The following is a 12,462-nucleotide window of genomic DNA, read 5'->3' on the forward strand; positions in this document are numbered from 1 at the left end:
CCGGGCTTCGGCAGGCGGTGGGGGCCTTGGGCAGGATAGCGACGGATGATCGAGGCCGAATTCATCAGCGCGCTGCGCCAGCTGCCGCTGCACCGCGGGGCGGCGGGGCTGGCGGACGACGCCGCCCGGCTCGGCGCGCATGTCGTCACGACCGACACGCTGGTCGAGGGCGTGCATTTCCTGTCCGACGATCCGCCGGGCGATGTGGCGTGGAAGCTCGTCGCGGTGAACCTGTCCGATCTCGCTGGCAAGGGCGCGATCCCCGACGGCGTGCTCCTCAACTATCCGCTATCGGGCGACGCGTGGGACCGCGCTTTTCTCGCAGGACTGCGCGCCTCGCTCGCCGTGATGGATTGCCCGCTGCTGGGCGGTGACACCGTGTCGCTGCCGCCCGGTGCGCCGCGCGTGCTGACGATGACGGCGTTCGGCCGCGACGCGGCCGCGCCGCCGCGATCGGGCGCGCGGGCGGGTGACGCCTTGTGGGTAACGGGGACGATCGGCGACGCGGGAGCCGGCCTCGCGATCGCCCGCGCGGGCGACTGCACCGGTGAGGTCCCCGCGGCGCTGCTCGCTGCCTATCGCAGGCCGCAGCCGCGCCTTTCCGAAGGGCGCCGCCTCGCGCCGGTCGCGCATGCGATGATGGACGTATCCGACGGGCTGCTGATTGACTCGCGGCGGATGGCGGCGGCGAGCGGCCTCGCCGTCACGATCGCGCTCGACGTCGTCCCGCTGTCGCCGGCGTATCGCAGCTATTCGGGCGACGTGATGGCGGCGGTGACGGCGGGGGACGATTACCAGCTGCTGTGCGCGCTGCCGCCCGATCAGCGCCCAACGGGCATTGCAACACGCATCGGCAGCTTCGCGGCTGGCACCGGCCTGAACCTCACCCGCGCGGACATGCCCGTCGCCCTGCCGCGTGATCTGGGTTACGAACACCGCGCTTGACCGCGCTTGCGCTTTCCCCGCGGCGGCTTAGGCTCTCCCGCAGAAATAGGAGATCGGCGGCCACCACCTCAAGGCGGGGTCGACCGGCGACATTAGGGGAAGGAATGCGATGACCACGGTCACTATCGCCATCCTCTGCGGCCTGCTGGCCGTGGTCTATGGCGTCTTTACGAGCCAGCAGGTTTTGCGCGCATCGCCGGGGAACGAGCGGATGCAGGACATCGCCGCCGCGATCCAGGAAGGCGCCAAGGCCTATCTCGGCCGGCAATATACCACCATTGCGATCGTCGGCGTGGTCGTCGCCGTGATCCTCGCCGCGACGCTGGGCACGCTGTCCACCGTCGGCTTCGTGATCGGCGCGCTGCTCTCGGGCGTCGCCGGTTATGTCGGCATGAACATTTCGGTGCGCGCCAACGTGCGCACGGCGGAGGCGGCGCGCGGCTCCTTGCAGGGCGGGCTGACGATGGCGTTCCGATCGGGCGCCGTCACCGGCATGCTCGTCGCGGGGCTGGGGCTGCTCGCGATCGCGGGGTTCTTCTGGTACCTGACCGGCCCTGCCGGCTACGCGCCCAATGCGCGCGAGATCGTCGAGGCGCTGACCGCGCTGGCGTTCGGCGCGTCGCTGATCTCGATCTTCGCGCGGTTGGGCGGCGGCATCTTCACCAAGGCGGCGGACGTCGGCGCCGATCTCGTCGGCAAGGTCGAGGCGGGCATTCCAGAGGACGATCCGCGCAACCCGGCCGTCATCGCGGACAATGTCGGCGACAACGTGGGCGACTGCGCCGGCATGGCAGCCGACCTGTTCGAGACGTATGTCGTCACGCTCGGCGTGACGATGATCTCGATCGCGCTGCTGATCCGCGCGTCGGCCGCCGAGCTGACGCAGCTGATGAGCCTGCCGCTGATCGTCGGCGGTGTGTGCATCGTCACTTCGATCATCGGCACGTACATGGTGCGGCTGGGATCGAAGGGATCGATCATGGGCGCGCTGTACAAGGGGTTCTGGACCTCCGCGCTGCTCGCCGTACCGGCGATCTACGTCGCGACGCAGATGACGCTGGGCGATCTCAACACCGTGATCGGCGCGTCAGGCTTCCTCGATGCCGGGGCCGACGCGATCGGCAGCGGGCTGGGCGGGGCGGGTGATCTCGCCGCTGCCGACGTGACGGGTGCACCCGGGGCCGATGCCTTCACCGGCATGGACCTGTTCTGGTGCATGATGATCGGCCTGCTCGTGACGGGCGTGATCGTGTGGATCACCGAATATTACACCGGCACCAATTATCGCCCGGTGAAATCGATCGCCAAGGCGAGCGAAACGGGCCACGGCACCAACGTGATCCAGGGGCTCGCGATCAGCCTGGAGGCGACGGCGCTGCCGACGCTGGTGATCGTGATCGCGGTGGTCGCGACGTACAAGCTTGCCGGCGTGATCGGCATCGCCTTCGCCGCCACGTCGATGCTCGCGCTCGCGGGCATGGTCGTCGCGCTCGACGCCTACGGCCCGGTAACCGACAATGCCGGCGGCATCGCCGAGATGGCGGGGCTGCCCGACGACGTGCGGCACCGCACCGACGCGCTCGACGCGGTCGGCAACACGACCAAGGCGGTGACCAAGGGCTATGCCATCGCCTCCGCCGGGCTTGCCGCGCTGGTGCTGTTCGGCGCCTACACCACCGATCTACAGACGTATTTCCCCGACATCAGCGTCGATTTCAGCCTGTCCAACCCGTACGTCATCGTCGGGCTGTTGCTCGGCGCGCTGCTGCCGTACCTGTTCGGCGCGTTCGGGATGACCGCGGTGGGCCGCGCGGCGGGCGCGGTGGTGGAGGAGGTGCGCGAGCAGTTCCGTAACAATCCAGGCATCATGGAAGGCACTAGCCGGCCAAATTATGGGCGCACCGTCGATCTCGTCACCCGCGCCGCGATCAAGGAGATGATCATCCCCTCGCTGCTGCCGGTGCTGTCGCCGATCGCGCTCTATTTCATCGTCACGGCGGTGGACGGCCAAGCATCGGGCTTCGCGGCGCTCGGCGCGATGCTGCTGGGCGTGATCGTCTCCGGCCTGTTCGTCGCCTTGTCGATGACGAGTGGGGGCGGGGCGTGGGACAATGCCAAGAAATATATCGAGGACGGTAATCACGGCGGCAAGGGGTCGGAGGCGCACAAGGCTGCGGTGACCGGCGATACGGTGGGCGATCCCTACAAGGACACTGCCGGACCTGCGGTGAACCCGATGATCAAGATCACCAACATCGTCGCGCTGCTGCTGCTGGCGGCGCTGGCAGTGGGATGAGGCGAAGATCCGCCGTCCCGCGTCAGTCGCGGGATGGCGGGTAATCCCGGCCGGCATTGTCACCGCCGGGATGGTCGATGGTGATGGCCGGCCGCTTCAACCTGGAATAAGCATCACGTTAGAGCAGCCGGCCAAGTCGTTTGCGCGCGTGTCGCGGATTGCCTCAACCTCATTTTCGTTTAGGGGAGCCACCAACCGCAAGGACCCGGTGAGATTCCGGGTGGCTATTCCGGCCGCCGATCCGCCGGACAACATCACACATGACCGATACAGCGTGCCGCAGCGTCGGTGCCATGTGATTTGATGTGGAAACTCCATGACGATCAATCTGACTTCGTATCGCCGCCAGTGGTTCACTGACGGTTCTGCTGCCCGCCGCGACATCATGGCGGGCATCGTCGTCGCGCTTGCCCTGATTCCCGAAGCAATCGGCTTTTCGATCATCGCCGGCGTCGATCCACGCGTCGGCCTCTACGCCTCGGTCGCGATCGCGATCACCATCGCGCTGATCGGTGGGCGGCCCGGCATGGTGTCCGCTGCGACCGCCGCCGTGGCCGTCCTCGTCGGCCCGCTCGTACGCGCGCACGGTGTCGACTATCTGTTCGCCGCGACGATCCTGATGGGCGTTATCCAGATAGCGGCGGGCTTGCTGCGGCTCGATCTGGTCATGCAGTTCGTGTCGCGGTCGGTCATCACCGGCTTCGTCAACGCGCTCGCGATCCTGATCTTCGCCGCCCAGTTGCCACAGCTGATGAACGTCGGCTGGCAGACCTATGCCATGGTCGCCGCCGGCCTTGCCATCATCTACGGCCTGCCACGTATCACCAAGGCGGTCCCGTCGCCGCTGGTGGCGATCCTGGTTCTCAGCGCGATCAGCATCGGCTTGGGCCTGAACGTCAACACCGTGGGGGACATGGGCCAGCTTCCCGCAGGCTTGCCGAGTCTGACGATCCCTGACGTGCCGCTGACGCTCGACACGCTGCGGATCATCCTGCCTTACTCGCTGACGATGGCGGCGGTCGGGCTGCTCGAATCGCTGCTCACCGCGCAGATCGTCGATGACATGACCGACACCGATAGCGACAAGTGTGTCGAATGTGCCGGTCAGGGCGGTTCGAACATCGTCGCCGCACTGTTCGGCGGCATGGGCGGATGCGCGATGATCGGGCAATCGGTGATCAACGTCACGTCCGGCGGTCGCGGACGCCTGTCGACCTTTGTCGCGGGTGCGTTTCTGATGTTCCTGCTGGCAGTGCTCGGACCGCTCGTCGGCCGCGTTCCGATGCCGGCCCTCGTCGCCGTCATGATCATGGTGTCGATCGGTACGTTCAGTTGGAACTCGATTGCCAACCTTCGTCGGCATCCACCGACATCGTCGATCGTGATGCTGACGACCGTCGTGGTTGTGGTGGCGACGCACGATCTGTCGCTCGGCGTTCTGGCGGGCGTGCTGCTGTCCGGCATCTTCTTCGCGGGCAAAGTGCAGCGCATGTTCTCGGTGGAACGCGAGGAGACGGCGGATGGCACGCAGGCGATCTACCGGGTGACCGGTGAGATCTTCTTCGCCTCCGTCGACCGGTTCACACGCGCGTTTCAGGCCGAAGGCACGGCGCGGCATATCGTCATCGACGTCAGCGACGCGCATTTCTGGGATATTTCGGGCGTCGGCGCATTGGTCAAGATCGTCGCCCGACTGCGGCGCGACGGGCGCGATGTGGAAGTGATCGGGTACAATCGGGCAAGCGCCGACATCGTCGACCGCTTCGCGCTTCACGACAAGACGGGCGTCGAGATGGGGCTGGCCCCGCATTGAGCGTCCGCGCCCGATCGTAACGTGGACGCGCTGCGCCGCCCGCGGCCGGCGTCGGTGAGGCTTCGGGCGCGCTCGAGCGTTGCAAAATGATGGACGATCCGCCGCCCGCCCGCTTTCCGCTGCATCTGCAGATGCTTGCCGGCTTCGTCGTGGGGCTGGCGGGCGGGCTGATCGTCAATGCGGTGGCGGGCGATGCGACGTGGGTCGAGACGGTGACGACCTACGTCACCGGGCCGATCGGGCAGGTGTTCCTGCGCCTGTTATTCATGCTAGTGATTCCGCTGCTGTTCGCGGCGCTCGTCACCGGCGTCGCCGAGATGGGTGATATCGCGGCGCTGAGGAAAGTGGGGCTGCGCACCTTGTTCTTCACCGTCGTATTGTCCGGCGTGTCGGTGGCGCTCGGGCTGGTGCTGGTGAACGTGATCCGGCCGGGGGCGGGCGTCGATCCGGCGATGGCGAAGGAGCTGCTGGCGCAGGCGGGCGCCGGCGCGGCTGCGATCGTGCAGGAATCGCGCAAGGCGCCGGGCGCGCTCGAATCGGTGCTGGGGATCGTGCCGACCAACGTGATCCGCGCGGCATCGACCGACGATATCCTGGCGCTGATGTTCTTCGCGCTGGCTTTCGGGATCGGGCTGGTGATGGTCCGTTCCGACAAGACAAAGGTGCTGCACGACGCGATCGAGGGCATCCTGGAGGTGACGATGACGCTGATCGGCTTCGTCATCCGCCTCGCCCCAATCGCGGTGGCGTGCTTCATGTTCAACCTGACGGCGGTGTTCGGTGCGGACGTGCTGGTGCGGCTGGGTGCGTATATGGGCACGGTGATCGGCGCGCTGCTGATCCAGCTGATCGTCGTCTATTCTGCCGGCGTATGGCTCGCCGCGGACATCCGGCCGCTCGCTTTCTTCTGCGGCAGCCAGGAGGCGATGGTGATGGCTTTTTCCACCGCCTCGTCCAACGCCACGCTGCCGACCAGCCTGCGCATCGCGGAAACCGAGCTGAAGCTGCCGCGCCGCGTCGCGCGCTTCGTGCTGACGATCGGCGCGACCGCGAACCAGAACGGCACCGCGATCTTCGAGGGCGTGACGGTGATCTTCCTCGCGCAGTTCTTCGGAGTGGAGCTGACGATCGTGCAGCAATTGACGGTGATGCTGGTGTGCATTCTGGGCGGGATCGGGACGGCGGGGGTGCCCGGCGGATCCTTGCCGGTAGTGGCGATCATTCTGAGCATGGTGGGCGTGCCGCCGACCGCGATCGGGCTGGTGCTGGGCGTCGACCGGCTGCTCGACATGTGCCGCACCGCGCTCAACGTGACGGGCGATCTCGCGATCGCGACGATGGTGGCGGGCAAGGATCGCGAGGCGGCGGTGCGCTGATCCCGCAACCCGCCATCCCCCGTTCCGCTATCGTCCCTGCGCGCGCCACTTCGCGATGGTGCGGCGGATGATGTGATCCTCCTCGCCGACCTCGCGCCACAGTTCCGAGAAGACCGGGTCGGCCGAGGCGGGGCGCTTCTCGGGTTCGAGCCCATCGAACGACACGCGGATCGGGATCGCGACGCCTTCGCCGCAGATGATGCATTCGCGGTTGCGCAGTGCGGGGATCGAATCGAGGAAGCCGCGGGCGCCCTCCGGCATGGCGGCGCGCACGAACGCCTGGTCGCGATCGTTGTTGAGCCGCATCGCGATGATCGTGCCGCATTGCGACAGGACGCCCTCGGCGAGATCCGACGGGCGCTGCGTGATGAGCCCGAGCGACACGCCGTACTTGCGGCCTTCCTTGGCGATCCGCCCAAGGATGCGGCCGACCGACGAGCCGTCGTCGTCGCGCGGGATGTAGCGGTGCGCCTCCTCGCAGACGAGGAGGATCGGGCGCTGCGGCTCGTTGCGTGACCAGATCGCGAAATCGAACACCATCCGGCTGAGCATTGCAACGACGACCGAGGTGATCTCGCTCGGCACGCCCGACACGTCGATGATCGAGATCGGCCGGCCGTCACCCGGCAGGCGGAAGATGCGCTGGAGGAAATCGGCCATCGTATCGGCGACGAGCATGCCCGAGAACATGAAGCCGTAGCGCGGATCGGCCTTGATCTCCTCGATCTTGGTCTTGAGGCGAAGATAGGGCGCGGAGTTCGACGCCTTGTCCATCTTGCCCATCTCGAGCTGGATGAGGCTCGTCAGGTCGCTGAGCAGATAGGGCACCGGCGCATCGACGGTGAGCTTGGGGATCTCACTACCGACGCGGCTCTTGGCGCGCGCGGCGAGCAGGCATTTGGCGAGGATGTCGGCATCCACCTGACGATCGGCGCCCTGCGTCGTCAGGAACACCTCGCAATGTTCCTCGAAGTTCATCAGCCAATACGGCATCTGGAGGTTCGACACGTCGAACAGCGCGCCATTGCCCCGGAACGCGGCGGAATATTCGCCGTGCGGATCGATCATCACGACGTGGCCCTGCGGCGCGAGCGCGCAGATGCGGTGAAGGATCAGCGCTGCGGAGGTCGACTTGCCGGTGCCGGTCGAGCCGAGCAGCGCGAAATGCTTGCCCAGCATCGCATCGACGTAGAGCGCGGCGCGGATATCCTCGGTCGGATAGACGCTACCGATCTCGATATGCGCGCGATCGTCGGCGGCGTAGATCTGCACCAGATCGCCGGTCGACAGCGGATATACCTCCGCGCCGGGCGTCGGGTAGCGCGTCACGCCGCGGCGGAAGCGGTACAGCTTGCCCGTCAGCCGTTCCTCGTCGCCTTCGCCGAGGAAGTCGATAAACGCGGTGACGCGGCCGGCGGCGAAATCATCGAGCCGCAGCGAGCGGACGTTGGCGATCAGCCATACATTGCCGACGCGCAACTTGATCTGGCTGCCGACCTGGCCCGACGCTGCGGTGACCGGATCGGGATGATCGGCGAGCACCGTCAGACCGGCGAGATCGAACACCACCTGACTCGACGAGCCGGCGATCTCGACCACGACGCCGATCGGTTCCGGCAGGGCGTGCGCGCGTTCGGCGGCGGCGCGTGATGCCACCTCGAACGCATGCTGTGCCGGCATTTCCGTCATTCGGGCAATCCCCCGCGATTCCATTCGGGCGGGTTATGACGCCAGTTCGTAAATTAACCATGAGCACCGGGAATTGCGCATTTTCCGTAGCTTAGGTCCGTGCCTCAGGTGCGCTGGGCGAAGCGTCCGGCGGCCCAGCCCAGCAGGACGGACAGCGTCACCGCGGACAGGCCGTAGAGCAGGGCTGCGCGATCGGCGGCGCGTGCGACGAAGCGCTCGAAGCCTTCCTTCTGCACGTCGATCTCGCGCACCGCGGCGGCGAGGACCTTGCCGTCGCGGATCAGGAACGTCTCCGCGGTGAAGCGGCCGACGGGCACGCGCGCGGGAATGGCGACGCGGGCGCGATACAGCACGCCCTCGCTGATCTCGACTGCCTTGGGCGCCTCGTAATAGAGCCCGGCGCGGCGGCGCAGATCGACAAGACCGGCGGCGAAGCGGTCCTGCACCGGCGATGGCGCGGAGGATGCCGGGGAGAGCTGGAGGCTGTCGAGGCCAAGCTCGTAGATCGCGCGCGTCCGATCATCGACGATCCGGTCGATCGGCCGCGACGAGGCGATGGCGTAGAAGCTCGGTGCCGAGCGATAGCGCAGCGCCTGCGCATTGACCCAGATGCCGGCGAGCTTCTCCTTCTCGCGCACGGTGATCGACTGGACCGGGCCCTTCACCACGACGACGAGGTCGGTGGGGTGCTCGCCATCGGGCAGCCTGCCGCCGGGATAGAGGATCGCGCCGAACAGCAGCAGCTCGGCGCCGGTGAAGCTGTAGGCGATGCGGATCTCGCGCTGCGACACGTCGGGCACCAGCACGGGCTTCGCCTGCGCCAGCAGCAGCGGCGCGGCAAGGACGAGCGCGGCGCGCCTCATGACAGTTCGACCGTGTAGATCTCGTCCGGGCGCCAACCGAGGCCGAGCGCGATCCGCCCGGCGACGAGCAGCACGAGCAGAGCGAGCGCGAGGCGCAGATATTCGGGCTTGGCGCGCGCCGCGAAGCGCGCGCCGACCTGCGCGCCGATCACCGATCCGATCAGCAGCAGCCCGGCGAGAACGATATCAACCGCCTTGGTCGTCAGCGCGTGGACCATCGTCGCTGCCGCGGTGACGAACAGGATCTGGAACAGCGAGGTGCCGACGACGACCTGCGTCGCCATGCCGAGCAGGTAGATCATCGCCGGGACGAGCACGAAGCCGCCGCCGATGCCGAGCAGGATGGTGAGGATGCCCGTCGCAACGCCGAGCAGCAACGGCGCGAGCGGCGAGATATAGAGGCCCGAGCGGTAGAAGCGCATGCGGAAGGGGAGGCCCGCGACGAGCGGATGGTGCCGGCGGCGGCGCGGCCGCGCGGCGCGGCGGCCGCGGGTGACGGCGATCGCCTCGAGCGATTCCTTGAGCATCAGCCCGCCGATCGAGACGAGCAGCACGACATAGGTGATGGCGATCGCGGTATCGATCTGTCCGCTCGCCTGGAGCAGCTGGAACAGCCACGCGCCTGCGAGCGAGCCGATGACCCCGCCGGCGACGAGAACGCCGCCCATCGCCATGTCGACCCCGTCGCGCCGCAGGTAGGCGAAGACGCCCGAGACGCTTGCGCCGGTCACCTGGCTGGCGGCAGAGGCGGCGGCGACGGTGGGGGGGATGCCGTAGACGATCAGCAGCGGGGTGGTGAGGAAACCGCCGCCGACGCCGAACATGCCCGACAGGAAGCCCACCCCACCACCCAGCGCGATGATGACGAACGCGTTGACCGAGAGGTTCGCGATCGGGAGGTACAGATCCATGAACCCCCGATTATGCCGATCGCGCGCCGGACGATAGCGCCGACGATCAGAAATCGGTGCCGATCGACAGCGCCGGGCCCGAGGCCGGCCGGGCATCGCCGGCGACACGCTGGCGCCAGTCGAGCGACAGGCGGATCACGCGTTCCGACAACGGCACAGCGAGCGTCACCGACGGGCCGAGATCGAGCCTGCTCGCGCCCCGCTGCGCGCCGCCCCACGCGCCGACGCCCAGATCGAGCCGCGTCTGTCCGACGCGGGCGATGGGATGGGCGACGCGCGCGGCGGCATCGACATAGCCTTCCACGCCGTCGCGCGCGATCGCGCCGCCCTGCGCATAGGCGTCGATCGTGAGCGCGCCGGTGATGGGTGCGGGGCCGATGCCGGCGATCACCCCCAGCGCCGGGCCACCGCGTGCGCGCTGCACGCCGATGCGCTGTTCGGCGACGATGTGGATCGGCAGGCGGGTCGGCTGCCAGTCGAGGCCGATTGCGGCTTCCTGCTGGCGGGTGCCGATCGCGGTGGAAACGCGGGCGGCGAGCGCGAGGCGGCGCGCGTCGCCCAATGCGTAGGTGACGCGCGCCCCCGCCTGGCTTCCACCGAGCTGCGGCGCGAACGGCTGACCGCTGCCGCCGTCGCGCAGGATCGTCCAGACGCTGGCGGCGAAGCGCGACCGTGTGGTCGCGGCGCGATCGGGGGGCGGTGGGGCGAGCGGCGCGGCGATCGCGGTGAAGGGCTGCGCGCGGATCGACGATGGCGGGGCGGGATCGTCGCTTGGGGATGGCTCGCGGTTGTCGGATGGCGGGAGGAGGAACCCTGCGTGCTGCGGTGTGGCCGGGCGGCGTGATGCAGGCGGCGGCTTTATATCAGCGCGCACCGCCGTCATTTGGCGCGCGGTGAAGCGAGGGTGGGTGAGCGGTCGCGGCGTAGTTTCCGCCAGTGCCGGCGGCGCGACGACCGTGGCGAGCGCGGGCAGCGGCGCCTGATCGGGCCAGAGTAGCGCGGAGCGTACGCCGATCCAGCCCGCGCCCATGACGACGAGGAAGCGCAGGGGGCGGCCGCGCGCGCTCATTGCGGCGCCAACTCGTCGGGGGTGAGCGGGAAGACGTGGGCGGTCTTGTCCCAATGCGGCGTACGGCCGGCGAGCAGGCGGGCGTAGCGCCCGGCGGCGTGGCGTGCGGCGAGCATCGCGATCAAATTGCCGACGACCGCGCGCGGCAGCGACCACAGCCCCTCGCGCCATCCATAGCCGTGCGCGGTGGTGGCGAAGCGCCACACGAGCCGCCAGGCGAGCAAGGCGGCATTGCACATGAGGACCGTTCCCATCGCCTTGCCGAGCCCCGGCAGCGGCGTGCCGAGCAGCAAATGCACGCTGGCCGCGATGCCCCAGCCGAGGATCGCGCAATAGGCCGCGACGAGCAGGATGACGGCGGCGGGCGCGCGGCGATCGCGCATCCGCATCCAATGTTCGGCGACATGCCACCAGCGCCCCCAGCCGATGCGATCCCAGCCGGCGAGCGCGATGCCGGTGATCCAGCGCGATTTCTGCCGCACGGCGGTGGCGACGGTGAACGGAAAATAGGCGCGCGTCGCAATCAGGTGGCCGGCATCGTCGGAGACGCGCGCGAAGCAGGCGGCATAGCCGAGCGCGGCAGCGCGCAAACCCAGTTCGTAATCCTCTGTCAGGCTGGCCTCGTCGAACGGTGCGCCATGTGCGGCCTCGAGTGCGACGAGCACCTCCGTCGCGATCGCGCAGCCGACCCCCGACAGCGGCAGGCCGGCGCCGATCGCGGCGCGCAGCACCATCTGGCGGCCGTGCGATTCGGCGAATTCGTCGGCATAATGGCCCGACACGAGCCGCGGGGCGCGATCGATCAGCGGCATGACAGGGATCTGCACCAGCGGATGGTCGCCGATCAGCGCGTCGTAAACCTTGAGTTCGGCGGCGTGAACGACGTCCTCCGCGTCGTGAAGGACGACGGCGCGCGTCACCGTGCCCGTTGCCGCATCATCGGCGCACAGCGCGCGCCACAGGGTGTTGAGATTGTCCGCCTTGGTCGTCGGTCCGGCGCGCGGCCCGATCACCAGCCGGACGCGATCGTCGCGCGTGGCGACCGCGCGGACGGCGGCGATCGTCGCCGCGTCGTTGGGATAGCAGCCGACATAGAGGCGATAGGAGGTGTGATCGAGCCGCGCGAGCGCGGTCGACAGCATCGCGCCGATCACCCCCGCTTCCTCCCACGCGGGCACGAACATCGCGATCCGCCCCGGCGTCGCGGGATGCGGCAGACCCGCCAGCGGCCGCCGCGTGCTGCCGTGGCGCAGGCGATGCCACGCCCAACCGACGTCGACGAGGAGATCGTCGAGACCGAAGATCAGGAAGCCGACTGCCGCGAACAGCGTGACCTCGCGAACCGCGAGGTCGAGCCCCGCCAGCACCATTCCCCCCACCGCGCCCATAACCCCCCGATCGGTTGCGATACGCAACGCTAGCACGGACGTATTCAAAATGAAGGCTTTTCTGACCGAAACGGCGGGAATGACGCGCGCTGACCCAATCGTTGGGCCGGGC

General features: G+C 68.3%; 9 protein-coding genes and 1 other annotated feature. Of the genes, 4 read left to right on the forward strand and 5 right to left on the reverse strand.

Annotated features, from left to right (window positions below):
• Positions 1-45 precede the first annotated feature (45 nt).
• The 4 genes from thiL (at position 46) to F1C10_RS13840 (ending at position 6,430) form a co-directional block, all read left to right on the forward strand.
• Positions 46-945: a thiamine-phosphate kinase gene (gene thiL / locus F1C10_RS13825; protein WP_185207023.1), complete on the forward strand. Its 900-nt coding sequence runs from the start codon at positions 46-48 to the stop codon at positions 943-945.
• Positions 946-1,054: 109 nt separating this feature from the next.
• On the forward strand, positions 1,055-3,241 hold the full coding sequence (locus tag F1C10_RS13830) for a sodium-translocating pyrophosphatase (protein ID WP_185207025.1): 2,187 nt from the start codon (positions 1,055-1,057) through the stop codon (positions 3,239-3,241).
• A gap of 198 nt (positions 3,242-3,439) precedes the next feature.
• Positions 3,440-3,495: a sequence feature (sul1 is cis-regulatory element that is thought to sense ions involved in sulfur or methionine metabolism; They are found in Alphaproteobacteria), on the forward strand.
• 62 nt (positions 3,496-3,557) lie between these two features.
• On the forward strand, positions 3,558-5,054 hold the full coding sequence (locus F1C10_RS13835; RefSeq protein WP_185207026.1) for a SulP family inorganic anion transporter: 1,497 nt from the start codon (positions 3,558-3,560) through the stop codon (positions 5,052-5,054).
• A gap of 89 nt (positions 5,055-5,143) precedes the next feature.
• Positions 5,144-6,430, forward strand: coding sequence for a dicarboxylate/amino acid:cation symporter (locus F1C10_RS13840; protein WP_258042932.1), 1,287 nt, complete (start codon positions 5,144-5,146; stop codon positions 6,428-6,430).
• Between the two features lie 27 nt (positions 6,431-6,457).
• Here the strand turns inward: F1C10_RS13840 and F1C10_RS13845 are convergent, their stop codons facing one another.
• The 5 genes from F1C10_RS13845 to F1C10_RS13865 all read right to left on the reverse strand — a co-directional run bounded on the left by F1C10_RS13845 (position 6,458) and on the right by F1C10_RS13865 (position 12,350).
• Complete coding sequence (locus F1C10_RS13845) at positions 6,458-8,119, reverse strand: ATP-binding protein (RefSeq protein ID WP_185207035.1); 1,662 nt, start codon at positions 8,117-8,119, stop codon at positions 6,458-6,460.
• A gap of 104 nt (positions 8,120-8,223) precedes the next feature.
• On the reverse strand, positions 8,224-8,982 hold the full coding sequence (locus F1C10_RS13850) for a TIGR02186 family protein (RefSeq protein WP_185207037.1): 759 nt from the start codon (positions 8,980-8,982) through the stop codon (positions 8,224-8,226).
• Complete coding sequence (locus F1C10_RS13855; RefSeq protein WP_185207039.1) at positions 8,979-9,893, reverse strand: sulfite exporter TauE/SafE family protein; 915 nt, start codon at positions 9,891-9,893, stop codon at positions 8,979-8,981. The genes F1C10_RS13850 and F1C10_RS13855 overlap by 4 nt, the downstream gene beginning before the upstream one ends.
• A 46-nt stretch (positions 9,894-9,939) precedes the next feature.
• Entirely contained in the window at positions 9,940-10,962 is a 1,023-nt protein-coding gene (locus F1C10_RS13860) for a hypothetical protein (RefSeq protein ID WP_258042933.1), read from the reverse strand.
• The gene (locus F1C10_RS13865; protein ID WP_185207041.1) at positions 10,959-12,350 is read right to left on the reverse strand and encodes a glycosyl transferase family protein; all 1,392 of its coding nucleotides are present in this window, start codon (positions 12,348-12,350) and stop codon (positions 10,959-10,961) included. The genes F1C10_RS13860 and F1C10_RS13865 overlap by 4 nt, the downstream gene beginning before the upstream one ends.
• Positions 12,351-12,462 lie beyond the last annotated feature (112 nt).

The organism is Sphingomonas sp. NBWT7 (assembly GCF_014217605.1).
Taxonomy (GTDB): domain Bacteria; phylum Pseudomonadota; class Alphaproteobacteria; order Sphingomonadales; family Sphingomonadaceae; genus Sphingomonas.

What these genes read in the sequence shown, in the direction of transcription:
- thiL (WP_185207023.1), top strand. Translation starts at nt 46, where the DNA reads ATGATCGAGGCCGAATTCATCAGCGCGCTGCGCCAGCTGCCGCTGCAC.
- F1C10_RS13830 (WP_185207025.1), top strand. Translation starts at nt 1,055, where the DNA reads ATGACCACGGTCACTATCGCCATCCTCTGCGGCCTGCTGGCCGTGGTC.
- F1C10_RS13835 (WP_185207026.1), top strand. Translation starts at nt 3,558, where the DNA reads ATGACGATCAATCTGACTTCGTATCGCCGCCAGTGGTTCACTGACGGT.
- F1C10_RS13840 (WP_258042932.1), top strand. Translation starts at nt 5,144, where the DNA reads ATGGACGATCCGCCGCCCGCCCGCTTTCCGCTGCATCTGCAGATGCTT.
- F1C10_RS13845 (WP_185207035.1), bottom strand. Translation starts at nt 8,119, where the DNA reads ATGACGGAAATGCCGGCACAGCATGCGTTCGAGGTGGCATCACGCGCC.
- F1C10_RS13850 (WP_185207037.1), bottom strand. Translation starts at nt 8,982, where the DNA reads ATGAGGCGCGCCGCGCTCGTCCTTGCCGCGCCGCTGCTGCTGGCGCAG.
- F1C10_RS13855 (WP_185207039.1), bottom strand. Translation starts at nt 9,893, where the DNA reads ATGGATCTGTACCTCCCGATCGCGAACCTCTCGGTCAACGCGTTCGTC.
- F1C10_RS13860 (WP_258042933.1), bottom strand. Translation starts at nt 10,962, where the DNA reads ATGAGCGCGCGCGGCCGCCCCCTGCGCTTCCTCGTCGTCATGGGCGCG.
- F1C10_RS13865 (WP_185207041.1), bottom strand. Translation starts at nt 12,350, where the DNA reads ATGGGCGCGGTGGGGGGAATGGTGCTGGCGGGGCTCGACCTCGCGGTT.